Annotated in this window: 15 protein-coding genes; 7 read left to right on the forward strand and 8 right to left on the reverse strand. The window is 65.3% G+C overall.

Going from position 1 to position 25,001, the window contains the following annotated elements:
• The first annotated feature begins 4 nt into the window (after positions 1–4).
• From BMZ48_RS08430 to BMZ48_RS08440, 3 genes are all read left to right on the forward strand, one after another.
• Positions 5–1,081 (forward strand): MBL fold metallo-hydrolase, encoded by a 1,077-nt coding sequence (locus tag BMZ48_RS08430; RefSeq protein WP_091533832.1) that lies wholly within the window; start codon positions 5–7, stop codon positions 1,079–1,081.
• A gap of 92 nt (positions 1,082–1,173) precedes the next feature.
• Positions 1,174–2,226 carry a ferredoxin--NADP reductase gene (locus BMZ48_RS08435; protein ID WP_091533834.1) on the forward strand — a complete coding sequence of 351 codons (1,053 nt, stop codon included), beginning with the start codon at positions 1,174–1,176 and terminating at the stop codon, positions 2,224–2,226.
• Between the two features lie 14 nt (positions 2,227–2,240).
• Positions 2,241–3,449, forward strand: a complete 1,209-nt coding sequence (locus BMZ48_RS08440; RefSeq protein ID WP_091533836.1) for a ferritin-like domain-containing protein — start codon at positions 2,241–2,243, stop codon at positions 3,447–3,449.
• Between the two features lie 38 nt (positions 3,450–3,487).
• On the opposite strand, the gene BMZ48_RS08445 is transcribed toward BMZ48_RS08440, so the two are convergent.
• Genes BMZ48_RS08445 through BMZ48_RS08455 form a run of 3 tightly spaced genes read right to left on the reverse strand, consistent with a single transcriptional unit; the run spans position 3,488 to position 6,596 of the window.
• On the reverse strand, positions 3,488–4,924 hold the full coding sequence (locus tag BMZ48_RS08445; protein WP_091533838.1) for an Aq_1262 family (lipo)protein: 1,437 nt from the start codon (positions 4,922–4,924) through the stop codon (positions 3,488–3,490).
• A gap of 17 nt (positions 4,925–4,941) precedes the next feature.
• Positions 4,942–5,412: a DcrB/PsbP domain-containing protein gene (locus BMZ48_RS08450; RefSeq protein ID WP_143383664.1), complete on the reverse strand. Its 471-nt coding sequence runs from the start codon at positions 5,410–5,412 to the stop codon at positions 4,942–4,944.
• Between the two features lie 29 nt (positions 5,413–5,441).
• Positions 5,442–6,596 carry a metallophosphoesterase gene (locus tag BMZ48_RS08455; protein WP_091533844.1) on the reverse strand — a complete coding sequence of 385 codons (1,155 nt, stop codon included), beginning with the start codon at positions 6,594–6,596 and terminating at the stop codon, positions 5,442–5,444.
• 243 nt (positions 6,597–6,839) lie between these two features.
• Between BMZ48_RS08455 and thiC the strand changes: the two genes are divergently transcribed.
• From thiC to BMZ48_RS08475, 4 genes are all read left to right on the forward strand, one after another.
• On the forward strand, positions 6,840–8,762 hold the full coding sequence (gene thiC, locus BMZ48_RS08460) for a phosphomethylpyrimidine synthase ThiC (protein ID WP_091533847.1): 1,923 nt from the start codon (positions 6,840–6,842) through the stop codon (positions 8,760–8,762).
• 340 nt (positions 8,763–9,102) lie between these two features.
• A complete protein-coding gene (locus BMZ48_RS08465) occupies positions 9,103–12,771 on the forward strand; it encodes a S8/S53 family peptidase (RefSeq protein WP_091533849.1) in 3,669 nt (1,222 codons plus the stop codon).
• Between the two features lie 94 nt (positions 12,772–12,865).
• Entirely contained in the window at positions 12,866–13,069 is a 204-nt protein-coding gene (locus BMZ48_RS08470; RefSeq protein ID WP_091533852.1) for a hypothetical protein, read from the forward strand.
• A gap of 102 nt (positions 13,070–13,171) precedes the next feature.
• Entirely contained in the window at positions 13,172–14,242 is a 1,071-nt protein-coding gene (locus tag BMZ48_RS08475) for a mechanosensitive ion channel family protein (RefSeq protein ID WP_200769573.1), read from the forward strand.
• A 49-nt stretch (positions 14,243–14,291) separates the two neighbouring features.
• Here the strand turns inward: BMZ48_RS08475 and BMZ48_RS08480 are convergent, their stop codons facing one another.
• The 5 genes from BMZ48_RS08480 to BMZ48_RS08500 form a co-directional block, all read right to left on the reverse strand.
• Positions 14,292–18,644, reverse strand: coding sequence for a DEAD/DEAH box helicase (locus BMZ48_RS08480; protein WP_091533855.1), 4,353 nt, complete (start codon positions 18,642–18,644; stop codon positions 14,292–14,294).
• Between the two features lie 61 nt (positions 18,645–18,705).
• The gene (locus BMZ48_RS08485; RefSeq protein WP_091533857.1) at positions 18,706–19,794 is read right to left on the reverse strand and encodes a TauD/TfdA family dioxygenase; all 1,089 of its coding nucleotides are present in this window, start codon (positions 19,792–19,794) and stop codon (positions 18,706–18,708) included.
• A gap of 50 nt (positions 19,795–19,844) precedes the next feature.
• Positions 19,845–22,490: a DEAD/DEAH box helicase gene (locus tag BMZ48_RS08490; protein ID WP_091533859.1), complete on the reverse strand. Its 2,646-nt coding sequence runs from the start codon at positions 22,488–22,490 to the stop codon at positions 19,845–19,847.
• A gap of 152 nt (positions 22,491–22,642) precedes the next feature.
• Positions 22,643–24,409 carry a tetratricopeptide repeat protein gene (locus tag BMZ48_RS08495; protein ID WP_091533862.1) on the reverse strand — a complete coding sequence of 589 codons (1,767 nt, stop codon included), beginning with the start codon at positions 24,407–24,409 and terminating at the stop codon, positions 22,643–22,645.
• Positions 24,410–24,479: 70 nt separating this feature from the next.
• Positions 24,480–24,899, reverse strand: coding sequence for a secondary thiamine-phosphate synthase enzyme YjbQ (locus BMZ48_RS08500; RefSeq protein ID WP_091533864.1), 420 nt, complete (start codon positions 24,897–24,899; stop codon positions 24,480–24,482).
• Positions 24,900–25,001: the final 102 nt, after the last annotated feature.

Below are 25,001 nucleotides of genomic sequence, written 5' to 3' on the forward strand. Positions count from 1 at the left end.
TGGCATGAGCATCATCCGCCGTATCACGCATTTCGATGGCACTCGCGCCGCGCGCCGGCCGCGCGACCGCGTGGAGAACGTGCGCGCGGCCGCGCAGGATTTCCGGCGCGAAATGCTCGCCGGCAAGCCGGTGCCGTATTACCGCTCGATGGAACTGGTGCGGGTGCCGTATCCGGCGCGATACGGATATCTCAACGGGTTTGGCCGGCTCGCACCCTACATCCACTTGTGCAACCGGCTGTTCGTCGTGCAGTTCCGCAGCGCGGAAGGACTCAAGACGCTGTTGGTGTCGCCGTCGGACTGGGAGCACCAGCGGGCGACGCCGTTTTTCAAGCGGCTGACCGATTCGATGGGGCCTTTCGCCGGTGTGGGCGAGGCGCTCGTATTCAAGAAAACCAGCACGGTGTTGCAGCGTCTGGCCGAGATCGGGCTTGCGCCCGAAGATGTCGATTACATCACCTACGATCACCTGCACACGCAAAATCTCACGCGCTGGCTCGGCGGCAACGGGCACAAAGCGATTTTCCCCAATGCCAAGCTGCTGGTCATGCGCGAGGAATGGGAGAGCGCGCATGCGCTGATCCCCTGGCAAAACCAGTGGTATTGTCCCGGCGGCCTCGACGGCATACCGCAAGACCGCGTCATCCTGCTCGATCACGACGTCATGCTCGGCGAGGGCGTGGCCTTGATCCGCACCAAGGGGCATACCGAGGGCAACCACTCCATCGTCGTGCACACCCCGGAGGGGCTCAAGGTCACGAGCGAGAACGGCGTGAGCCTGGACGCCTACGCGCCGCAGCATTCGAGCATCCCCGGCCTGGCCGAGTATGCACGCGCAACCGGCGCCGAGGTCGTGCTCAATGGCAACACCCTCGAATACGGGGTCGATCAGTACATCTCGATGGTGCAGGAAAAGGCCATCGCCGGGCCCTGGCCGCGCGACGAGCGCTTGCCGAACATCGCGCCCTCGTCGGAGTCCGCGGGTTACTGGCTGTTCCCGCGCACCGCGCCGACCTTCACCGTGGGCGATCTGCATTTCGGCAGGCTGCAGACGCCGGTGCGGCACCAGGCCGCAGCCTGAAGCGCCGGTGCGTCATGCGCGTCGGCGGTAATCCAAAAATCCGTTGACGCTGCCAGTGCGAGTGCGGATAGTGGATGGCGAGGAGATAGCCGATGTTCTTTTCGCACCCTCGCCGTATCACCTTGCCGCGGCCGGCTGGATCCGCCCGTCGCTGGGCCACGCCCGCTGCCATCACTGCGCGCGGCGTGCGCGTGACCGACATCCGGCGCGAAACCGACGATGCGGTGACACTCACACTCGCGACCGAAGACGGCCGGCCGTTGCCATTTCGTGCCGGGCAGTATCTCACGCACTGTTTCAACATCGACGGCGCCGAGGTACGGCGCGCCTACAGCCTGAGCGTCGCCGAAGGCGAACCGCCGGCCTGCACAGTGAAGCTATTGCCGGGCGGTCTGGTTTCGCAGTACGTCGTAACCAGGCTCAAGATTGGCGCGCGTTACCGCGTACTCGGCCCGAGTGGCGATTTCGTGCTGACGCCCGGCGAACGTGGGCCGCTGGTCATGCTCGCGGCTGGCAGTGGCATCACGCCGATCATCAGCCTGATCGAGACCGCGCTGCGCGCCGATCCGCAGCGGCGGGTGCGCTTGCTCTACATCAACCGCGATCCGGCCCGCACACTGTTCGATGCGCGTTTGCGCGCAGCGCAGGCGCGCTACCCGCGTTTTGAGTGGACGCCCTGGTACACCGCGAGCGCAGGGCGTCCCGATGCCGCGCGCCTGGCCGAACTGCTGCAGCCCGAGATCGATGCGCAGATCTATCTGTGCGGCCCACAGCCGCTGATGGACGCAGCTACGGCAGGTTTGCGCGCGGCTGGCGTCGCGGCGGCGCGCATCCGGCGCGAACGCTTCATCCCCGCGCCGCGCCACCAGCAGCGGCCGACGGCGCCGGTGGAAATCCGCTTCCTGCGCTCCGGCAGGACCATCGTGCAACGGCCGGGTGAGTCGATCCTCGAAGCCGGGCTGCGTGCCGGGCTCGCGCTCCCGTTCAGTTGCACCGTCGGCGGATGCGGCCATTGCCGTGTACGGATCCGCGACGGCGAGGTGTGCCTCGACGAGCCCAACTGCCTGTCTGCCGACGAGCGCGCAGCCGGCTGGACGCTGGCCTGCTCGGCCTGTGCCCTGACACCACTGACCGTCGACGCCTGAAAGGAGGTGTTGCCATGACCACCCTCGATCGCATGCTCCAAGGCCTGCCACGCAAGGCGCAGAACACGATCTACAGCAGTTTCGATACCCTGCGCATGATGGGCTCCGTTGGCAATCTCAAGGTTGCCGCCTCGATGGCGCCATCGGCATTCCGCGGACTGGTGCTCGGCACGGCGCGCGAGGGTGATGCCGTGCAGATGCCGGGTCACCATGCAGCGCATTACACGCTCACTTATGGCGATGAGTTTCCCGAGATGTACGACTTGTACCGCCGCGCCGTCGCCAACCAGTGGAATGGCGATCGCGATCTCGACTGGTCCATCGACGTCGATCCGGAGAATCCGGAAACGGCGGTGATGCCGCTCGACTACCCGCCGTTCGAAGGGCTCGAGGCCAAGGGCATCAGACTCAATGCCAAGGAAAAGCTGCGTTTTGCCAACGACGTCGCGGCATGGACGCTGTCGCAGTTCATGCATGGCGAGCAAGGCGCGCTGTATGCGGCGGCGCAGGTCACCGAGTCGGTGCAGTGGCTGGACGGCAAGTTTTATGGTGCCACCCAGGTCATGGACGAAGGCCGCCATCTCGAGGTGTTCCTGCGTTATCTCGACACCAAGCTGCAGAAGGTTTACACGATCAACGACAACCTGTTCGTGATCCTCGACGACCTGCTCACCGACGGCCGCTGGGACGTCAAATTCCTCGGCATGCAGATCATGGTCGAAGGTCTGGCGCTGGGGGCATTCGGCACCATGTACAACTTCACCCGGGAGCCGTTGCTCAAGCAATTGCTCAAATATGTGATCCAGGACGAGGCGCGGCACGTGCACTACGGCGTGCTCGCCCTGCGCGAGCACATCAGCAAGGCGCTGTCACCGGCCGAGGTGCGCGAGCGCGAAGACTGGGCCTACGAGGTCGCGCTGCTCATGCGCAACCGCTTTCTCTCACACGAGATTTACTACGAGTGGTTCGAAGGCCGGCTGTCGCTCAAGGACTGGGACGAGATCATCCTCAATGCGCGGTCGATGTCGGCCTTCCGCCATCTCATGTTCATGCGCCTGATCCCCAACCTGGAATACATCGGACTGATGAGCGAGCGCATCAAGGCGCACTATGCCAAAGCCGGGCTGACCAGCTTTCTGGGCGGCAAGAACGCCACGCAGCTTTCGGCCGAGGATTTACTCCGGGATATTTCAGACTACAAAGCGCCGCCAGCGGTGCATTGAAGATGAGCCCGTGCGGCCTCTATGGCATTGGCAACGGACTATTCGAGCCATAAGCGTCCGTCGGAGTACACGCGGCCATTGGCGGCCAGTCCGGTATCGCCGTTACGAATCTCGCGGTGCACGTGACGTGGCGGCGAGAGCACCACGTCGCGCCCTTTTTCAAAACGTTGAGCTCGAACCAGCACCAGATAAGCTTTGTTAAGCGCAATCGCCCGTTCCCGGCTGGGGGCCAGCAGCCAGTGTAGATCGCGGTCACCACCGATTGCGGCACGGCGCACGGCGGCTCGATTGAGTCGGCCGCCGATGAAAAAGCGCTCGAGCATCTCTGTGTTGCTGCGGAATTCATCCCCGCCGCCGGCCCGCTCGAGCCAGGTCAGCACCTCGCCTTGGCGATGACCGGCTTGAGGGCGATCCTGCTGTCCGCGCAGGGTTTGCAGAGCGAAGCCAGCATCGCCCGGTAGTTTGCGGGGAAAAGCGAAGCTTGAATCGACCGTGACACCGATGCCGCCGTGGCAGCCCATGCACCAGGTGGTTTCCTCCCGGGTTTGGGGTCGCAGCGCACCCGCCTTGTCCTCGATCCAGCCCTGGTAAACCCAGCCAAACGCATTCATCAGGCCACGCTCGGCATCGCCGTGGAACGCTGGCACCCAGCCGAGGATTTTTTCCTCGCGGTCGTGCTGATAGGCAATCGCAATTTGTGTCGTGTCGGGATTCTGTAGCTTGCGGCTGTAGCGCAGCTCCTTTAGGCGCGCGCTGCGCAGATCCTGCGCATCGACGTCGATATAGCGCACGCTATGCAAAAACTCGGTGCCGAGCGGGTAGCGCCAGCGATGAACGGGGATGTTGCGTGCTGCGCCCTCGTAGTATGCGGGCAGAGCGACTTCCCGGGTATCAGGCACGTTCATTGCCTGCTCCAAGATGGCGTAATTGCGTTTGAGCACGGCACGCGAAGCGCGGCCCTTCTCATCCTGACCGAAGAGTGCTGGCAAGCGGATGAACACGTCATCGGTATTGCCATTGGTCGGCCAGAACACGCCGGGGAAAGGTTGATAACGCAGTGCCCGCCAGCCAGAGCCGTCGCGGGCGAAGCCGTCTTCGTCAAAGCCTTTGGAAAAATCCAGATCGGGTCGATAACCAGGTCCCGGAGAGGAATTCCTCAACAGATGGGTGTAATTGTCTTGACGGATCCAGGAAATAATTTCTTCGTCACTGATCGCTGCAATTGCGTTGCGAAGATCACGGAACAGATTGTCCCAGTGGTTATGGCTACCCGCGGGAGAAAAGGCGTAGGCACGCTGGAGTACCCAGTCGCCTTTGTGATTGAGGCCATTGCGGCTGGTGTGACAGGCCCAGCAGGGGTTGTGGAGACCATCGGTCGCGGTATAACACTGCGCCGGGATGGTGGGTTCTGGGTTATGAAAATCTTCTGTTCCGACCGGTTGCTGGGCTGGCAGACACAGTGGCCAGAGCAGCAACCCCGCGAGTGTATGTCTCATTGGGCCCTGAGAGATTCCAGCGCGTGGCGCCAGACGGCGCGCTTGGCTTCGAATCGAGCAGGGCTGGAAAGCGCCGATGCGGTCAACATATGACTGCCCGCATCAAGAATCAGCACATGACCCATGAGCTCGCGCGGACCCTCGGTGTACCGGACGGTGAATAAGCCAGCGGGCCGGCCACCCAGTGTGAGCTCTTCATACCCGAGCTTGGCAAAACGCTCGCTGTGATAAGCAAGCTGTTCCAGTTTGCGGTAACTAAAACCTTCCAGACAGGTGCGTTGCAGATTGATCGCTTCGCGGGTGACGGTCAAAAGATCCATACCCCAGCCTTCTGCATCCACTGTCCGGTCCGGTCTGGCGATCAACGCCACCCCCATGCGGTCGCGTTGATAAGTCCAGTCAGCTGGCAGATCGATGCGGAAACCATCGCCCAGCACGGTCGAAGCTTGTGCAAGCGGACTGAGCAAGGCGAGTACGATCGCAAATCGCCACACGCTCATGGCTGACGCGCGAACGTTCGTTCGAAGTCGGCTCTCGGACTGCCGTCAGGATGAGTCTCGAGCTTGAGCGTATTCGAATCGACGATGTAGGCGGCTCCTGTCATCTCCTCTTCGCGGAATTCGAACCAGAAGAACGCCAGGACATTTGCTTTCTGGTAGTAAACCGGGTTGCGGTTGGCGTCACCGAAACCACGCGGCTGTTCGGCAGTGCCTGAGATGATGAACTGCGTTTTGTCGTTGCAGCTCGCCGTGGGGGTGAGCCATTCAATATGGTGGTCATGCCCCGCCATGAAGAAATCAAGTCCCATTGCGCATGCGGAATCTTCGAGAAATTCCTTCCACGGTCTGCCATTGCTGGTTCCCGGCAGATTGGGATCGACGCCGTCATAGTTGCCGGCATTGCCATGCAGACCATTGCTGATGTAGGGGTGATGGGCAAAGGCAATTTTCCAGCGCGCCCGGCTGTTCATCAGCCCCTGCTGGAACCACTGCAACTGCGTCGGTCCATAGGTGAGATGACTCCAGCGCGGATCGGGATCGGCCACGATCGAGGTGAGTGGGCTGGAATCCAGGCTGAAGAATTCCACGAGCGGCTCGCCGGCGACAGGCGGAAGCGCCGGATAGCCCGCCGGGATATTGATGACAAAGTCATTGCCCTGGCTCGACAGCGGTGCTGTGAAGCGGTAGTAGCGCGCCGGCATGTTCCATTTTTTGCTGACATTCTCGGCGGCACTGTGATAGGCGACCTGCACATTACCGCGACTGTTTGCCGAACCCTCTCCAGGGCCCTGACTATTGTCATGGTTGCCCAGTGTCGCAAACACCGGGATCTTGAGGGCAGCATACGGCTGTTCGAACTTGGTCTGCCACTGAGAATCAGCCGTACTGGTCACCCCCGAAAGATAGAAGTTGTCACCGAGTTCTAGTGCAAAGTCACAGCCGCGGGCGGCGCACACCTCGGCCATGGCCTCTCCCACAGCGGTTTGCACCGTCGGGCCGCCTTGTGTGGCCTGTCCGGCGTCGCCAAACGCGACGAAGCGAACCACCCGGGATTGTCCATGAGTCGCCGAAGCAAGACTCAGCGGCGCGCTATCTCCGCATGCCGTCACGGTGAGGACCGCTGGCAAAGACAAAAGCAATACAGAACGCATGGTTAAGCCCAGACCGGCCGGAACTCAATACACCAGCGAAAATTTGCGCCATGAAAATGACGTTTCCATGAAACGCGACTCAATTCGGCTACTCTATGGGATCAAAGCCGGGGGTGGGCGCGGATACGCCCTGAGATCAGACCCTTGGAACCTGGCCGGTATTGATCAACGCCGGTGGAGGGAAGGCTTGGCAGTTGCCTCTGCCGCCTGCGCTTTCCCGCCACGGCCTCTGAGGTCATCGCGATGAGCGCAGTCGAAAAAGACATTTTCCGTAAGGCGGCGATTTTGTCGGACGAAGTCCGCAAGCCGTTTCCGAACTCTCGCAAGATTTTCGTTGCCGGGAGTGATGGTCTGCGCGTGCCGATGCGCGAGATCAGCCTCACCCCGACCCGTAGCCGCGCCGGGCTCGAAGCCAATGCTCCGGTGACCGTCTATGACACCTCCGGTCCTTATACCGATCCTGAGGCGCACATCGATCTCACCAGGGGGTTGCCGGCCTTGCGCGCGCCCTGGATCGAGGCGCGCGGCGACAGCGAGTCGCTGAAAGGGCCGAGTTCCATCCACGGCCGTATCCGCGCCGCCGATGGGGTGACCGCGCATCTGCGTTTTGCGCATACCCGTCCGCCGCGCCGCGCCAAAGCCGGGGTGAACGTCACGCAGATGCATTATGCGCGGCGCGGGATCATCACGCCCGAGATGGAGTTTGTGGCCGTCCGCGAGAACGCGCGTCTGGATGAGCTGCGTGAGGAGTACGAACGGGCGGGGTATCTGAAGCGCCGCCATCGCGGACAGGCATTCGGTGCCCATCTCCCCGAGGTGGTCACGCCGGAATTCGTGCGCCAGGAGGTGGCATCGGGACGCGCGATCATTCCGGCCAACATCAACCACCCTGAACTTGAGCCGATGATCATCGGCCGCAACTTCCGGGTGAAGATCAACGCCAACATCGGCAACTCCGCGGTGACCAGCGGTATCGCCGAGGAAGTCGAGAAAATGGTCTGGGCCATCCGCTGGGGCGCGGACACGGTCATGGATCTGTCCACCGGCAAGCACATCCATGAAACGCGCGAGTGGATCATCCGCAACGCGCCGGTGCCGATCGGCACCGTACCGATCTACCAGGCGCTGGAGAAGGTTGGCGGCCGCGCCGAGGAACTGACCTGGGAGATTTTCAGGGACACGCTGATCGAGCAGGCCGAGCAGGGCGTGGATTACTTCACTATCCACGCGGGGGTGTTGCTGCGCTACATCCCGCTCACCGCAAACCGTGTCACCGGGATCGTCTCGCGTGGCGGCTCGATCATGGCCAAGTGGTGTTTGGCCCACCACAAGGAGAATTTCCTCTACACGCACTTCGAGGAGATCTGCGAGATCATGAAGGCGTATGACGTGAGCTTCTCGCTCGGCGACGGCTTGCGGCCGGGGTGCATTGCGGACGCCAACGACGAGGCCCAGTTCGCCGAGCTCAAGACGCTTGGCGAGCTCACGCAGATCGCCTGGAAGCACGACGTGCAGGTGATGATCGAAGGCCCCGGACACGTGCCGATGCAGCTCATCCAGGCGAACATGGACGAGCAGCTCAGGCACTGCTTCGAGGCGCCGTTCTACACCCTGGGGCCGCTGACCACCGACATCGCACCGGGCTACGACCATATCACCTCGGCCATCGGCGCGGCACAGATCGGCTGGTACGGCACTGCCATGCTGTGCTACGTCACCCCCAAGGAACACCTGGGCCTGCCGGACAAAGAGGACGTGCGCCAAGGCATCGTCGCCTACAAGATCGCCGCCCACGCCGCGGATCTTGCCAAGGGCCATCCCGGGGCACAGGTGCGCGACAACGCCCTGTCCAAGGCGCGCTTCGAGTTCCGCTGGGAGGACCAGTTCAACTTGAGCCTCGATCCGGAGCGCGCACGGTCGTTTCACGACCAAACCCTGCCGCAGGAGGGCGCCAAGCTCGCCCACTTCTGCTCGATGTGCGGGCCGCATTTCTGCTCGATGAAAATCACCGAGGACGTGCGCCGTCTTGCCGGGCACGCCGGCGCAGACACGCACGATGCCGCCACAAGCCGCGGCGGTGATCCCTCCGCACTGATCGAGCAAGGGCTGGCGGAGAAGGCCGAGCAGTTCCGGCAACAGGGTGCCGAGGTCTATCAACGCCGCTGAAGCAATCCCGCGCATGATGCGGGCGGTGAGCAAACCTTGGGGGGAAACCCTTGAGGAAAATCTCTTATTGCCGCCCGCATAGAAAAATCCCTACATTGGGAAAGCAAACTCTTACACGAGTCTCGATGTCACCGGTCTGTGCGTAGGAGCCGTTTGCTGAGGCTGATCGGGTGGGAAGCCTCATGGCGTGATGGGCGTGGCAGGTGTCGCCGACCCCATCGGGGACATTGCGGGCCAGGCGTGACTCATACCCCCAGCAGCTGCTGGTGAGGGCAGGGTCGTTCGGGCCGAGGCGGTGAGCCATTGCCAGGTTTGCCTGGATGGCTATTCGGAGGGGGATATGATGACAAGTCGGAACCGTGGTGGCGCCTACTGGCGTCGCGGGATGGGTTGGGTGGCGATGGCCACGCTGGGGGTGCTGGCCGGTGCCGCTGGGTTGTCGGCGCAGGCCGGGGTCGGTGTGCGCACGGCCGTGGTCGGGACCAAGGCGTGGAATAGCCCGGCACAGGGTGGCAACGGCGACTATGTCTTCATCGATGCGCCGGCGGCGCAGACCCACGTCAGCGGCATCACCACGGTCAGTGGTCGCGCCGGGCGCAGCGACGGCGATCCGAATGGCGGCACGGCTGCGGGTTATGACCGTAAGCCGCAAGTCGTCATCGCGATGATCGATACCGGGGCCAACCCGTATCACGTCGATTTCCGCGACCCGGAACGCCTGGTGTCGCCGGCGACTTATCTGACCGGCTTTCCGTCCACTGCCAAGGCCGCGCCGCTGTGCTTCATCGACGATCTCGGCGGTGGTCGCTACCGCTACCGCGACGACTGCAGCGGATCCTGGCAGGCCAATGTGGTGGCCGACGGTGCGGTCGTCAATGCCATCGCCGAAGGCGATCTGGTGTGGTATCCGGGCACGCGGATCATGACCAAGAGCTTCGCGCACACGGATACGAATTCGCCGGTTGGATTCGATCAAGGCGGCGGCGACAGCGGCACCAGTCACGGGAGCTGGGTGTCCAGTGCCGCAGTCGGCAATACGTTTGGGACTTGTCCGGACTGTCTGCTGATCGCTCTCGAGGCCGATACCGTCGATGCCATCGAGGCGGCCTACCAATGGGCGGCACAGCAGCCGTGGATCGACGTCATCACCTCGAGCATCTCGATCGGCATTCTCGGTGTGGGCGTCAACACCGGTTTGTTCCCGGCGCAGCATGACGGTGCAGTGGCCGCCAGCCGCAACGGCAAGCTGTTTCTGAGCGCTGCCGGTAACGGTGCGGCCAACTTCGGACTGGTGCCGACCTCGACCTTCCTGCTCGACAGCGGCAGTCCTGCGGTGATCCCTGTGGGTGCTTCCTTCGACGACGGTTTGGCGACCCACTGGAGCGACTTCCCGGCCGAGATCATGGCCAACGGTTCGAGCCGCAGGGTCGCCGACACGGCCAGCATGAGCGGTGAGATCACCGTCAGCGGGACCAGTTTCAGTTCGCCGGCCGCCGCCGGCGTGCTCGCGCACAGCCTGCTTGAGGCGCGCCGTGCGTGCAACGACACCGAGGAAGGCGCATCGGTCGCGGCCGGCGATGCCCTGACCCTGCTGCGCAATCGGGGTTGCACCGTCACCGCAGGCCCCTTTGCCGACGGCATCCTCACGCGCGACGAGCTGCACGAGGCTTTCGTCAAGAACGCGGTACCGCCGTATGCGCAACTGTCGCCGGTGCCGGGTCCGGTGGGGTGGGTCAAGAATGCTTATGGCTATGTGGATCTCGGCAATGGATTGCGCAATGGCGGTGCGACGATCCAACCCTTCGTCACGGCCAGCATCCTGGGGACACGTCCCGTGCCGGTGCGTTCGCTCGAACAGTTCTGGTACGACGGCGTCGTGCGCGAGGCGCAGAGCGCGATCTGGGGACCGCGCCCGACCGTGGACGGCGACGGTGACGGCTTTCCACGCGACGATGGCGCCTGCATGCCGGTGTGCGCGCCGGCAGAGTTGCAGCGCTATGCCGGCGGCCTGCTGGGGCTGGACGAGACATCCAGCTTCCAGAGTCTGCTCGATTTGCTCGGGGTGAATGCCGCGACCTTCATGGCAGCGGGGACTTCCGATTTCAACCGCTTTGCCGAACGTGGCGAGCGGGTGGCCGGAGTCGCCGGCGAAGTCGGTGCGATCCGCCTCTCCAATGACGCCACGCATCTGACGGTGAGGCTGGCGCTGTCCGGCATGCTCGATGGTCTGGTGCCTACCGTACGCAGCAACCCGATTTCCTACGAAGTCACATTCACGACCGCACACAACGGAACGCAGAACTACCGCCTGGCCTACGAATTCGAGGCGGCCGACGTGCTCGCCCTGCTCGAAGGACGGATACCAACCCCGCTGACCGACAAGTTCCAGATCTTCGTCGATTCAGCGCCGAATGCGCAGGGGTTGTCGTCGATTTGTCCGATCGATACGGATCTGTCGGCCAGTACCTTCGATGTCGATACGAATGAGGCGGTCTGGGTGATCCCGTTATCGGCGTTCAATCATGACAACCGCCCGACCGACTGTGCGGCTTTCACGCGCGGCGGCCGTGCCTTGGCCGGCGGCGACATCGTGCGCGACATCCAGGCATCGGCCGTGCTCACGGTGGGCATTATCAACTTCGGAGACGGGCTGGGCTTTTTTGGAACCAGTGAGGCCGATGACTACATGTTGACCTCATCCGGTCCGGGCGATGCCGATGGCGACGGTGTCCCCGACGCGTCGGATCGCTGCCCGGCAACGCCGCCCGGAACGCCGGTCGATGCCGAGGGCTGCCCGCTGGGCTCGGGGAGCAGCGTCAGTCTGCGCGTCAACGGTGTCGATGCCGGGCAGGCCGGTGTGATCGATGGACACTGGAGCCGCGACATCGATTTCTCGCAGTTCACGCCGGTCAACGGCGAATACGTCGTCGAGGCGCGCTTTGGGACCGCAACCGATACCGTGGTTTTGCGTGACGCATCGGCCCCGGGCGCGCTGCGCGTGACGCTGACGGCGTCGTATTCGAAGGCGGCGAACGCGGACGGGACGTACACGGTCAGTGAGTCTGATCCGCTGGAGGTGACGCTGAGCGCGGTGGCGTCTGGAGGTCCCGGGTCTGGCTATCGCTACACGTTTTATTTTGGGGACAACAGCTACGCGGGACCGCAGGCGGAAGCGACGGCGACGCATCTTTACCGATACGGGAACGTGGATGGTTACCGCGTGAAGGTGGTGGTGACGGATGCGGACGCGACGCAGAGCGCGGTATCGGAGGAGATTGTGATTCGCACGGTGTCGCCGGTGGTGGTGAACGGTGGCACGGTGATGGACCTGGTGGTGACGCCGACGAGCGGGACGGCGCCGTTGACGGTGACGGTGGATGCGAACGGCCCGGACGCATCACACGACGTGGCGACGGCGAGCACGGTGTACCGGTTTGATTTTGGCGACGGCACGGTGGTGGAGAACACGACTGGCCGTACGAGCCACGTGTACACACGTCCGGAGCAATCCGTTTACACGATCACGGCGACGATGACGGACCTGGATGCGTCGGGGAACGAGCTGGGGACATCGACGGCGACGGCGATGGTGGCGGTGAACTCTGGCAACACGCTGACGGCGCTTTTGGCGGTGCGGCCGACGCTGGTGCGGATTGGGGATCCGGTGACGTTTGATGGGTGTGCATCGTTTGCCCCGGACGGTGAGACGATCGTGCGTTATGTCTTCGATCCGGATGGGGCGGGTCCGTTGCCCGCGGTGGACCGTGGCGGTGAGTGCACGTTCGAGTACGCCTATACGGCTGCGGGGACATACACGCCGACGCTGACGGTGACGGACAGTGCGGGTGCGACGGCCAAGGCGGCGGCGCGCGGTGTGGAAGTACGTCCTGGTGTGGAGAGTGGCAGCCGTCGCAAGGGCGGCGGCGCATTGGGCCTGATGGCGGCGATGACGCTGTTGCTGTTCGCGGCGGCCCGCCGACGCCATGCCGGTGGGCAAGGGCCATTCTGAAGGCACATCATTCTGAAGACACATCGATCGGGGTGTTAGTCGACGGAAACTCCGCCGGACGCAAGTCCGGCGGAGTTTCTCGCGGAGCTTGGCTATGAAGGCCTTCGACGAACGTCGTGTTCCAGGACTCGTGCACGTGCCGGCACGCACACGTCGCCGCTCACGGCTGACGGTGCTCATCGCCATCCTCGCCCTCGCGCTGATGGCCGTTGTCGTGCTGCGAGACGACGCAGCCGTATGGCGTGATTCCGCCACACACGCGCGCAGTGATCCGATCGTCGACCGCGGCTCTCCCTAAAGCCGTATTCCATCGCTCATTCTGGATTCATCCAGTGTGTGCTGTACTGTCATGTTGTGTGCCGCGACGATTCGCGAGCACTTCAGACATGGAGAGCACGTGATGGACTGGAACCTAATGATCTTAGGTAATCCGCTGGGTAGCTGGCTGACTGCGCTGACTGTTGCGCTGGGTATCAATCTCGGCGTTGGGTTGGTGAAGCGAGTGATCGTTGCGCATTTGGCGGCGCGCGCCGAACAAACCGATACTGCGCTCGATGATGCGTTGATCGCCGCGGTGCGGCGTACGAAACAGGGGCTGATCTTGCTGGTCAGCCTTTACATCGGTGCACGCAATTTCGATCTGCCGGCGAGAGTGGACACGATACTGCAGTCAGTCGCAACCGTGGCCATCTTCATGCAGATCGGGTTGTGGGGTAGTGCCGCCCTCAATTCCTGGGCTGAGCGTTACCACAGAAAAGCCATGGCCAAAGACCCGGGTGTGGTGACTAGCTTTGGCGCGATCACCTTCGTCGGACGTCTCGTGCTATGGGCAGTCGTACTGCTCGTCGCTCTCGATAATCTTGGCGTCAATGTAACGGCTTTGATTGCCGGGCTCGGTGTTGGCGGTATCGCTGTGGCGCTGGCCGTGCAGAACATTCTCGGCGATTTGTTCGCCAGCTTTTCGATTGTTATCGATAAACCCTTTGTCGTCGGCGACTTCATCATCGTCGATTCCTACATGGGCACGGTTGAGCATGTGGGCCTGAAGACCACGCGTCTGCGCAGCTTAAGCGGCGAGCAGATCGTGTTTCCCAATAGCGACCTGCTGAAAGCACGGGTACGCAACTACAAGCGTATGTATGAGCGGCGTGTTGTCTTCACGTTCGGAGTTACCTATGAGACCCCGCCTGATCGACTCGAACGGGTCGTATCCCTGGTGCGCGAGATTGTCGAACGACACGACATCGTGCGCTTCGATCGCGCACACTTCTTCAGATTCGGCGAATCTTCGCTGGATTTCGAGGTGGTTTACTGGATGAAGGACCCGGATTACAAGCGCTACATGGACGTGCAGCAGGCGATCAATCTGGAGATCCTGCGCAGACTCGCACGCGAGGGCGTGAGCATGGCGTTTCCGACGCGCACGATCAAAGTCGATGGCCCAGTTGTCTTGGAGCGTGCCGCCTCGTAGGGCATGGGTGCGATCGTGCAGTCTCCTACAGCGGGCTGACGCCGTTCGCTCAATGGGGCGGTCGTGGCAGGCGAGGCGTGCCCGGTGTGTGCAGCCGTCCAGGCGCAGGGGGATTGTTCGGCGGCGGTGCACCGGGGCCGCGCAACAGCCGGTTGTGCCACTGCCACTGCGTGCCTGCGTCTGCAGGGACGAGATGATGTGTCTCCCCGCCGACCAGCCGTGCGACCGGCATGCCGCCGCGCAGCAGGACGCGGTGCCCCGGCAGCGCCGGCACGCGCTCACCTGCGAGCACTGTCCCGGTGAGATTGAGCGGATCGCAGCCGGCCACCACGATGAGCGTTTCGTCCGCATTGTCGCGGTGCCGGCGCAGCGCCGCCGCCGCTTCGGGGAGAGCGAACTGCTCGCCGGCAAAGCCGCTGACGAAGCGGCCGCCGCGGATCTCGCCGCGCGCTTCCAGGCGGCGCAGCACATAGAGCAGATCGCGCCATGGCGGCAGTCGGGGCTCGCGCTCGATCAGTCGGCGAAAGATCACGCCGTAACGGCGCAGCAGCACGCGCACTGCATGCTCGCCGTCCGCGTCGGGCGCCTCGGTCTGTGCGGTGGCGCGCCGGGGCCGCACCAGCGACCAGCGCCCGGCGCTTTCGAGGCTCGCGAAGGCCGCGCGCACGCCGCCGCGGCGCAGGCGCCGCGCCTTGATCTCTGCAGGCGCGATCAAGGCGCGCAGCCCGGCAAAACCATCGGAGGTGACGAGTCCGTGGCCGACCAGCTCGCCGAGGGCGGTTTCGACCTGGCTGCGCAGCAGGCCGCTGTCGGCAACCAGGTCGACGAAAAACGAGGCGCCCTGTGCGCGCAGTACATCGAGCACGGCCTGCGCTCCGGGTGACAACGGCGGCGTGTCCTGGGCTTCGGTTTGCCAGTATGCGGCGTGCTCGCGCAGCAGCAGGACGATGGGAGTGGTGCGCACTGGTGCCGAGCGGGATCCATCGCTTGTGCCGCCCAGCCGCTGCCACAACACGCGGCCGCTCGCGCAGAGCTGGTCCAGCCAGGTGGGGTCATAACCCGGCAGTCGCGCCGGCAGCACCTCGGTTTCCCAGGCTGCGGCCGCGACGGCGAATCCCTCCAGCTGCGCCAGTACAGTCTCCAGTGCGACCGGCCCCTCGCGCTGTGTGCCGGGGAGCATGCCGTGCCATTCGAGCAAAAAGCGCATGAAGGCCACGGGCGGCACCGGTTCGAACTCGGCGCGGCGCTTGTCGCGGGTGTAGCGATGGATCCGCGCCAGGCGTCGGCGTTCGCACCATTGGATGTGACCATTGCCGGTGAAGTCACCGCGCATGATCGCACCCTGGCGCTCCAGCGCGATCAGGGCCGTCTCGATCTCGGATCCGGAAAGGCCGAGCGGCGCGCCGAGTTCGTGCGCGGTCACCGGTCCGTGCACATCCATGCGGCTGCGCAGCAACTCGCGCAGCGCATCGTCGCGGTGGACCAGTGGCTTTAGCATCGGTGCATCGCCGTAGATCTCGGCATCGGGCAGCACCGCGCGCAGCTCGTGCAGGCGCTCGGGCGCGCCCCACACCGATCCGATGCGCACGATGCGCCGTGCAGCGAGCAGCGGATCGCACCAGTGCGCCCACGGGCGGATCTCCGCGTCGGTCAGAAAGCCGTGCACGACCAGCACCTCGTGCAACTCGTCGGCTGAAGCCGGATCGGGGTAGAGCTCGCTTTGAACCCGAGCGATGGCTTCTGCGTCGAGACGGCCGAGATCGCGGGCGTCCTGCAGTGCGTCGATGCCGCGTGTTCTCACCGCCAGCGCGCGGCGTTCCTCGGCAGCGCCGTCGTCGAGGAAGGCATAGGGCCGGGCGTGGATGATCGATTCGGCAAGCACAGAGGGCGCAGTCAGATCGCGGCAGACGATGCGCGCGGTCCCGGCCTCGATGCGGCGTAGCAGCGCAAGCAGGCCGGCTTCGTCCATGACGTCGTGTAGGCAGTCGTCGAGGGCTTGCCGGATCAGTGGATGATCGGGAATTTCGCGGTCACCGGGCTGATTGTCCTGACAGGCGACGGCATCGGGAAAGGCGTGCGTGAGCAAGTCCTCGGCGTCGCTGCGCTGGAATTGCGGCGGCACGCGTTTGCCGTTGCGGTTGCGCGCAACCGCAAGCGCAACGGAGGCGACCCAGCGCCAGCGTGTCGGAAACATCGGTGCCTGCAGGACCGCCTGAACGAGCAGATCGTGCACGCTGTGCGAGTGCAGGTAGCGGGCGACCTCGTCCAGCGCAAAGCTGTGCGTCGGGCCGAGCGACAGCAGCAAGCTGTCGTCCAGCGCGGCGGCCTGTAGTTCGAAATCGAATTGCCGGCAGAAGCGCTTGCGCAGCGCCAGCCCCCAGGCGCGCATGATTCGCGAGCCCAGCGGCGCGTGGATCACCAGGTGGGTGTCGCCGACTTCGTCAAAGAAGCGTTCGAAGTAGATCATTTCCTGCGTGGGCAGGCCGCCGAGCGCGGCATACGCAGCGTTGAAATAGCGCGCGAGTTGATCGGCCGCCTCGGGTGCGAGGGCGTAGTCGGTCTGCAGCCATTGCGTGCAGGCCTCGATGCCGGTGGCGAGTGTCCGCTGCGCCCCTGCGCGCAGGCGCGACACGGTGGCGGAGAGCGCATCGCTGCGTCCCGGCGCTTCGCCGAACCAGAAGGGCATGTTCGGCGGCTGGCCTTTGGCGTCCTCGACGATGACGCGACCGGTTTCGACCTTGAGGATGCGGTAGGAGGTGTTGCCGAGCTGGACGATGTCTCCCGGCAGCGATTCGAAAGCAAAATCCTCGTTGAGCGTGCCGATGCGCAGTTCTTCTGGGGCGAGCACGACGTCGTAATCGAACTGGTCGGGAATCGTGCCGGCATTGGTCACCGCGACCAGCTTGGCGCCGCGGCGCGCGCGCAAACGCCGGTTCACGGCGTCGTAATGCAACAGCGCGCCGCGCCGGCCGCGCCGCGTGCTGTACCCGTCGGCGAGCATGTGCACGAGCCACTCGAAGCGTTCGAGCGTGAGCGTGCGGTAGGGCAGCGCGCGCACGATACGCGCATAAAGATCTTCCAGTCGCCATTCGCGGCAGGCGACTTCGGCGACGACCTGCTGGGCGAGCACGTCCAGGGGCCCTGCGGGGACGTGCAGGTGGTCGAGTTCACCGCGCCGGACACAGTCGAGCAGAGCCGTGCACTCGGCGAGGTCGTCCAGCGACAGCGGGAACAGGCGGCCTTTCGGCGTTGCGCCCACGGCATGGCCGGCGCGGCCGATGCGTTGTACGAACGCATTGATCGAGCGCGGCGAGCCGAGCTGCACGACGAGATCGACCTCGCCGATGTCGATGCCCAGCTCCAGCGAGGCAGTGGCGACCAGCGCCTTGAGCGCTCCGCTTTTGAGTCGTTGCTCGGCGCGCAGGCGGTGTTCGCGGGCGAGGCTGCCGTGGTGCGCGGTCACGTATTCTTCGCCGATGCGCTCGGCGAGATGGCGCGCCACACGCTCGGCAAGGCGCCGCTGATTGACGAAGATCAGCGTCGTGCGATGGGCATTCACCAGCTCGGCGAGGCGGTCGTAGATTTCGTTCCAGACCTCGGTCGCCATCACCGCAGTCAGCGGTGAGCGCGGCAGCTCCAGGGCGATGTCGCACTCGCGCCGGTGTCCCACATCGACGATCGTGCACTGGCGCTCATGCGCGCCAGTGAGCAGTTGCGCCATCGTCTCGATCGGTTTTTGCGTTGCCGACAGACCGATGCGCACGGGTGGGCGCGTGCAGTGCGCGTCGAGCCGTTCCAGGCTCAGCATCAGGTGCGCACCGCGCTTGTTGCCGGCGAGCGCGTGCAGCTCGTCGATGATCACGCTGCGCGTGGTTTTGAGCATGGCGCGCCCGGCATCGGAGGTGAGCAGGATGAACAGCGACTCCGGTGTGGTGACCAGGATGTGCGGGGCCGCGCGGCGCATACGCGCGCGCTCGCGGGCATCGGTATCGCCGGTGCGCACGGCGGTGCGGATCGGCAGATCGCCCAGGCCCATCGCGCGCACGCGCTCGCGGATGCCTGCGAGTGGCATCTGCAGGTTCTTCTGGATGTCATGGGACAGCGCCCTGAGCGGCGAGACGTAAACGACGTGCACTGTATCGTCGAGCCCGCGCGTGAGTCCCTCGACGACCAGATCGTTGATGGCGGCCAGAAAGGCGGCGAGGGTCTTGCCGGAGCCTGTTGGTGCGGCGATCAGGACATCGCGATGGTGATGGGCGGTGACCGCCCAGGTCTGCCGCTGCACTGCCGTCGGCGCCCCGAACGTGTCGGTGAACCAGCCGGCGACCGCCGGATGGAACAGACCGGCGAGCGGGCGATCCGCGAGCCGCTGCGGTGCAACGGAAGGGAGCGGTGGCTGCATCGCGATACTTTACGCGGGGCAGGGGATCCGCGGATCGCGCGTCCTGCCGCCGTGGGTGGTCTCAAGTCGTGGCTGGTGCGAAGGCACGGCGCCGGCGTTCGCGCAGCAGTTCCACCGCGGCGGTGGCAGTCAGCGCAAACAGGCTTTTGAGACGCAGCCATTCCAGATACAACGGGCGTTTTTCCGGAATGCTGAGCCACAGACGCAGCAAGTGCCGCCGCCGTTCCGGTTCCGGGTGGTCCTCGAAGGCCGTGCGCGCATGCAGAATCGTGTGGTTGGAGATCAACTGGATGTCGCCGGGTTCGAGATCCATGTCGAGGTAAAGGCGCGGGTCCTCGCTGATGGCGTCGTAGGTATCCAGCGTTTCGAGATCCGTCGCCGACAGCGGTGGTACTCCGGGCAGCCCCTGTACACTGCGGAAGTAGTCGGCCTGCCAGAACGTGCGCAGCTCGCCGCCGGCATAACGGCACGGTGCCACCGGGAACGCGCGGATCCCGCCCTCGCCCTTGGTATCGAACCAGAACGGTTCGAACAGGCGCGGTACCAAATGCGGCGCCCGGCGCATGAATTCGTTGAACACGGCGACCGAGCTTGCGATGCGCGACAGCCCGCCGCTACGCGCTTTTTTCAGGCACAACAGACCGACGATGTCCGCGGTGTCGGTGTGGGGCAGCAACGCCTTGTTGGTGCGGTAATAGCGCACGTCACCGCCGATGCGCTGGTCGCGCACGTGGCCGAGCAGATCGCCTTGCGGATTCTGTGCGCCCGGGATGCCGAGATGATGGCCGAGGCCCCAGTAGAAGATTTCGGTATCCGCCTCATGCCAGTGCCCGACCGGCATGCCGCGAATCAGCACGAAACCGCGGCCGTGGCGGATTTCGTGGCGCCATTGCGCGATACGCGGTGCGAGTGTCGGTAGCGGTAGATCGTGCCGGGTGAGTTGGTGCATGGGCTTGCCGGTTGCGCGCGCATGGCGCACGGCGGCGAGGCATTCCTGGATCTCGGCGGGACTGAGGCGGTATTGCCAGTCGGTGCGTTGGCGCATGTCCTCGCCGCGCCAGGCGGCCGGGCTGTCGATCGGCGCCGTCGGCACGCGTTCGTGCGGCCGGGCGAGATAGTGCAGGGTCTGTGCGCGCAGCGATTTGTACATGGATCCGGCTCCTGCGGCGGATATCCGACCGGATTATGCGCCGGATGGGCTCAAATTGCCGACAGCAGCGCGTCGAGCTCGGCTTCGTCAAGGCCGGCGTGCTGGCGCGTTCCCTCCGTGAGCACCGAGTGCGCCAGTGCCGCTTTGCGCGCCTGCATCGCCTGGATTTTTTCTTCGACGGTGCCGCTGCATATCAGCTTGTAGACGAACACCGGCTTGTCCTGCCCGATGCGGTGGGCACGGTCGGCAGCCTGCGCCTCGACGGCCGGGTTCCACCAGGGGTCGTAGTGGATCACGGTATCGGCGGCGGTGAGGTTGAGGCCGACGCCGCCGGCCTTGAGGCTGATCAGGAATACGGGCACATCGCCGCGCTGGAAACGTTCGACCAGGGCGCCGCGATCACGCGTTTGGCCGGTCAGTTCGAGAAAGCGGATGTCGCGCGCACGCAGGGCCTGCGCGATCAGCGCCAGCATCGCGGTGAACTGCGAGAACACCAGCACGCGGCGGTTTTCGGCGATCAGTTCGTCGAGCAGTTCGAGCAGATGTTCGAGTTTGGCGGATTCCCGGACGGCACCGGCGCCCTCGAGCTTGACCAGGCGCGGATCGCAGCAGACCTGGCGCAGTTTGAGCAGCGCATCGAGTACGACGATGCCGGATTGCGCCAGGCCATGCTCGGCGATGGCCGCGCGCACGCGCCGTTCCTGGATGATGCGCAGGGATTCGTAGAGGTCGCGCTGGCGGCCGTCGAGGTCGATGCGGCGCAGGATTTCGGTGCGCGGTGGCAGCTCGGGAGCGACGTCCTCCTTGCGTCGGCGCAGGATCAGCGGGGCGATGCGCCGGTTGAGCCGCTGCTGGCGGGCTTGATTGGCGTGCTTTTCGATCGGGATGCGGTAGAGCAGGTTGAACTGGCGCTCGGAGCCGAGCAGTCCGGGTTCGACGGCGTCGAGCTGGGCCCACAGTTCGCCCAGATGATTCTCCAGCGGCGTGCCGGTGACGGCGAGCCGGCGTTTGACGCGCAGCCTGCGTACGATCTGCGCCGTTTGCGTGCGGGCGTTCTTGATCGTCTGCGCCTCGTCCAGCACGAGCAGGTCGAAGCTGTGCGCACGCAGACGCTCATGGTCGCGCGCGAGCAACGGATAGGTCGTGATGACGAGGTCGTGATGCGCGATTTGTGCGTATAGCTCGCGGCGGTCGGGTCCGTGCAGGACCAGCATGCGCAGTTCCGGCGCAAAACGCCGCACTTCCTCGCGCCAGTTCGCGACCAGGCTGGTCGGCACGACGATGAGCACCGGTCCGCGCAGACGGTTGTGTGCGCGCTCGGTCCAGACGTGGGCGAGAATCTGCAACGTTTTGCCGAGTCCCATGTCGTCGGCGAGGATGCCGCCGAGTCCGGCCTCGGCCAGCGCGCCGAGCCAGGCCAGACCCTGCTGCTGGTAGGGGCGCAAGTGGGCACGGAATCCGGGCGCCGGCGGTTGCGGCGGACGCGGCGTGGCGAACGCCTGCAGACGTGCGCGCAAGGCTTCCCCGCCGCGCGGATCCAGCGGCAACTCATCGAGGATCGCGGTCTGTGGCAGGCGCAGGCGCAGGCTGGACTCGGCGGGATGGGGGCGGTGTTCCGGAGAGTGCGTCAGCCACTCGGCGAGCGGCTCGATCAGCGCGCGCAGGCGCCGGAGCGGCAGCGGCACGCGGCGGCGCTCGTCGAGCGCGGCCAGCCAGACCGCATCCTCGGGCTCATTGGGCGCCGGTGTCCGTGGAAAAGCAGGGTCCGCGAGCAGATGGCGCAGCACGGGCAGCAGGTCGATGCGTTCACCGGCGATCTCGATCCCCAGCGCCACGTCGAACCAGGCATCGCCATGATCCCGCACGTCGAGATGCCAGGCCTCCGGCGCCGGCAAGAGTTCCACCGGAAAGCCGTCGTCGAACTCCAGTGCGAAGCCGGCGGCGGCAAGACGCGGCAGCACGTTGCCGAGATGCTGTGGCGAGGCGGCGCGCCCTGCGCCGCGTTCGAGGACGTAATCGCTGATGCTAAAGCGCGCAAGCTCGGCATCGTCCAGATAAAGCCCCAGGAGGTGATCGGCACGCACCAGGTTGAAGTGGCGCAGGCGTTCGGCGATCTCACCTTCGGCGACGCGCAGGCGCTCGATGCGCGGCGACTCGGCGCCAGTCAGCGGAGCCCGGGCGTGTTCGTCGGCCGGTACGCGGTGGCCGTCGTAATCGAAGTACAGCCGTGCGACGCCGATACGGGGTGCCAGCGCCCGGTGTGTGCGGACGGCGAGGTGCTCGCTGCGCAACCTGAGTACGGGTTTGGGCAGATGGTGCAGAGGGGAGTCCGCGTCCGTCGGCGTCGCGAGTTGCGGTTCTTCGAGGATCAGCGGTACCGGTTCGCGCAGACGCGCGACCGCGGTGAGCAACGCCGCCGCGCAATGCCCGCACTGCTGGCCATCGGCACAGTCACAGCGCATGCCGATGCATAGCGGCGCCATCGCCTGCTGCTGTACGTCGATCCGGCAATGGTGGGCGGTGTCGCCGTCGCGCACCTGCGCGGTGATGCACAGCTGTTCGCCGTGGCTGTCGAATTCCATCTGCGTGACCGCATTCCGGCGCGCATAGTCGCTGCCCTGGCGGAGCGCGCGGCGCTCGAACAGTCGCGGCCAGTTCGAGCCGGCGAGCAGGGCGAGCAGGGCGGGAGCGGGCATGGCCGAATCGGAAAAGCAGTCATCGAACCCATAAGGCTAGCAAACCCCGCGCTTGGCCTCGTGCGGTCGATGTTTGTCCGCCGCGTGGACTTCATCCTGGCGCCGGATACGCGACCGGTACGCTCTGACCGGCACTGCGCCCGGGCGGGCTTTCAGAGGCTGTCGCGCAGCGTGCAGGCCGGTGCCTCGCCGGCACTGCAGGCCGCATCGGCAGCGGCCCGGGCTTCGTCGGTGCGGCCGAGCGTCGCCAGCGTGCGCGCGAGATGAAAACGCCCGCTGCGATCGTCCGGACGCTGTTGCAGCACCAGTGTCCATAGCTGCAAAGCCTCCTCGTGGCGCGCACGACGGACCAGCACCTCGTCGAGAATCAGCGCGGCCTCGAGCTGTGCCGGCGCCAGCGCGAGCGCGGCGCGGGCGTCGGCTTCCCGTTGCTTTTCGAAGCTGCTGCCCAGACGTCCGTACAGCGCCGCCCGTGCGGCATGGGCCTGTGCGCGCAGGGTTGCCGGCGCGTTTTCGGCCTGCAGTGCGATGATCGCCTCGTCGAGCAAGCGCAAGGCTTCTGTGAGCGCGCCGGCGCGTTCGTGGGCATGCGCCTGCGCCAGCAGGACGGCACCGGATGCGGCCCGTGTGGGCAGACTCGGCGCGAGCGCCAGGGTGCGCGGCGATGTCTGCGGAATGGCTGCGTGTGGTGCTTCGTCCGTCGCCGGCACCGGTGCCGGGGGTGGTGGTGCCGTGTGCGGCGGGTCGGTCAGCGGCCGCACGGCGGCCAGCCAGGCATGTCCGAGCCGCCCGGCGGCGATGTGCAGCTCGATGTGCGCACGGTCCAGCGGTGTCTGCTGCCAGACCGCTTCGGGAACCTCGGCGACGATCGGCCGTGGGCTGCCGAACAGACCGCGTGCCTGAAGCTGCGCGCTCAACCAGCGGTAACGCGGCGGCACCGTATCGGCGAGACGCTCGCGTCCGGTGACCTCGACGACGACGACATGCCGCGCCTGGGCTTCGCCGTGACCGTTGCGCAACAGGGCTGCGGCCACCAGTGCTGGCGGGGTCGCGGCGATGACGGCGGCGACCAGGGGCGTAAGCAGTCGGCCGCTGGTCGGGTGCCCGCGCAGCAGCACCAGGCCCGGCAACAGTGCCGCCGGCAAGGCCAGTGGCAGCGCAGCGAGCGCATCGCGAACCAGGGCCGGCAGGTCCAGCGGCGGATAGGTCTCGTATCCGATCATGCACGCAGCGAGCGCGGCAATCGGTGCCAATGCACAGGTCACCAGCAACATCAGGCGCCGCGCCTTCCAGGCGGTGGTGACCGGCGTCAGCGCGCCGGTGAACGGCGGCAGCGCCGTGGCAAGCTCCGCCAGTGCGTGACCCCAGCGATGCAGCTTCGCCTCGGCCGTGTCGGCGGGGAGCAGTGCGGCGATGTCGAACTGTGCGCGCAACTGTCCGCGCGCCAGCGTGATTGTGCGTGCCCCCAGATCGAACAAGGTCTGCATCGCTTCCCGCGCTGCCGGTGCGCGCAGCAGCGCACCGGCCAGCTCGCGGTAATCGCAGTCGATCAGATGGCGCCGGTCGAAGTCCCGGTTACCGCTCGGGACGATGGTGGCGAGATGGCAGCAGCGCGCGAGGCGGTCGAGTGCGCGCAGGCGCATGATCGACAGGCGTGGCAGTTCCGGGGCCGGTGTCGAGAGAAACAGATGGCGGCGGCCGTGGGCCTTCTGCTCCGCGACGCGCGCGATCAGGCGACGGCTGCCGTATTCAAAGCGGCGAGCAGTCGCATCCAGGCCGAGTGCCCTCAGCAGCACCGCTTGGGTATGCGCACGCCAGGCCCGTACCGCGATCAAAGCCGCGGCAAGGCCGATCGCCAGGGCCCAAAGCCCGGCGTAAGACGCAATGCTTGCGGATTGAGCCCCCGGCACGTGTTCCATCCCCCGAGCGGACACCTTAGCCGGCCGGTGCGGCAAAGGCCAGTCAGGGCGTTGCCGGATGCGCCGTGCCTTATTCGCCGATGATTTTCACCAGCACGCGTTTGCGCCGCCGACCGTCGAATTCGCCATAGAAGATTTGTTCCCACGGCCCGAAGTCGAGGGCGCCGGCGGTGACGGCGACGACAACCTCGCGGCCCATGAGCTGGCGCTTGAGATGGCTGTCGGCGTTGTCCTCGCCGGTGTCATTGTGGCGCCACTGCCCGATGGGCGCGTGCGGTGCGAGCTGTTCCAGCCAGCGGGCGAAATCCTGGTGCAGGCCTTGTTCGTCGTCGTTGATGAAGACGCTGGCCGAGATGTGCATCGCGTTGACCAGGCACAAACCCTCGCGGATGCCGCTTTCGGCGAGCGCCTGTTCGACCTGGGGCGTGATGTTGAGGAAGGCGATGCGCGTGGGCGTTTGAAACCACAGTTCCTTTCGATAGCTCTTCATGCGCGGTTTCCGAAGAAGCACGAACCTCGCGACCGTCCACCCGCCGCCGGGTCGTAGCACCCGGCGCGGTTTTGCCGGCGATCGGCGGTGGGGTATGGGGCG

Origin of the sequence: Fontimonas thermophila, from assembly GCF_900113085.1 — a bacterium.
GTDB lineage: Bacteria > Pseudomonadota > Gammaproteobacteria > Nevskiales > Nevskiaceae > Solimonas > Solimonas thermophila.

Excerpts from the sequence above, each read along its gene's own strand:
- BMZ48_RS08430 (WP_091533832.1), top strand. The coding sequence starts at position 5 with ATGAGCATCATCCGCCGTATCACGCATTTCGATGGCACTCGCGCCGCG.
- BMZ48_RS08435 (WP_091533834.1), top strand. The coding sequence starts at position 1,174 with ATGTTCTTTTCGCACCCTCGCCGTATCACCTTGCCGCGGCCGGCTGGA.
- BMZ48_RS08440 (WP_091533836.1), top strand. The coding sequence starts at position 2,241 with ATGACCACCCTCGATCGCATGCTCCAAGGCCTGCCACGCAAGGCGCAG.
- BMZ48_RS08455 (WP_091533844.1), bottom strand. The coding sequence starts at position 6,596 with ATGCGTTCTGTATTGCTTTTGTCTTTGCCAGCGGTCCTCACCGTGACG.
- thiC (WP_091533847.1), top strand. The coding sequence starts at position 6,840 with ATGAGCGCAGTCGAAAAAGACATTTTCCGTAAGGCGGCGATTTTGTCG.
- BMZ48_RS08465 (WP_091533849.1), top strand. The coding sequence starts at position 9,103 with ATGATGACAAGTCGGAACCGTGGTGGCGCCTACTGGCGTCGCGGGATG.
- BMZ48_RS08470 (WP_091533852.1), top strand. The coding sequence starts at position 12,866 with ATGAAGGCCTTCGACGAACGTCGTGTTCCAGGACTCGTGCACGTGCCG.
- BMZ48_RS08475 (WP_200769573.1), top strand. The coding sequence starts at position 13,172 with ATGGACTGGAACCTAATGATCTTAGGTAATCCGCTGGGTAGCTGGCTG.
- BMZ48_RS08480 (WP_091533855.1), bottom strand. The coding sequence starts at position 18,644 with ATGCAGCCACCGCTCCCTTCCGTTGCACCGCAGCGGCTCGCGGATCGC.
- BMZ48_RS08485 (WP_091533857.1), bottom strand. The coding sequence starts at position 19,794 with ATGTACAAATCGCTGCGCGCACAGACCCTGCACTATCTCGCCCGGCCG.
- BMZ48_RS08490 (WP_091533859.1), bottom strand. The coding sequence starts at position 22,490 with ATGCCCGCTCCCGCCCTGCTCGCCCTGCTCGCCGGCTCGAACTGGCCG.
- BMZ48_RS08495 (WP_091533862.1), bottom strand. The coding sequence starts at position 24,409 with ATGGAACACGTGCCGGGGGCTCAATCCGCAAGCATTGCGTCTTACGCC.
- BMZ48_RS08500 (WP_091533864.1), bottom strand. The coding sequence starts at position 24,899 with ATGAAGAGCTATCGAAAGGAACTGTGGTTTCAAACGCCCACGCGCATC.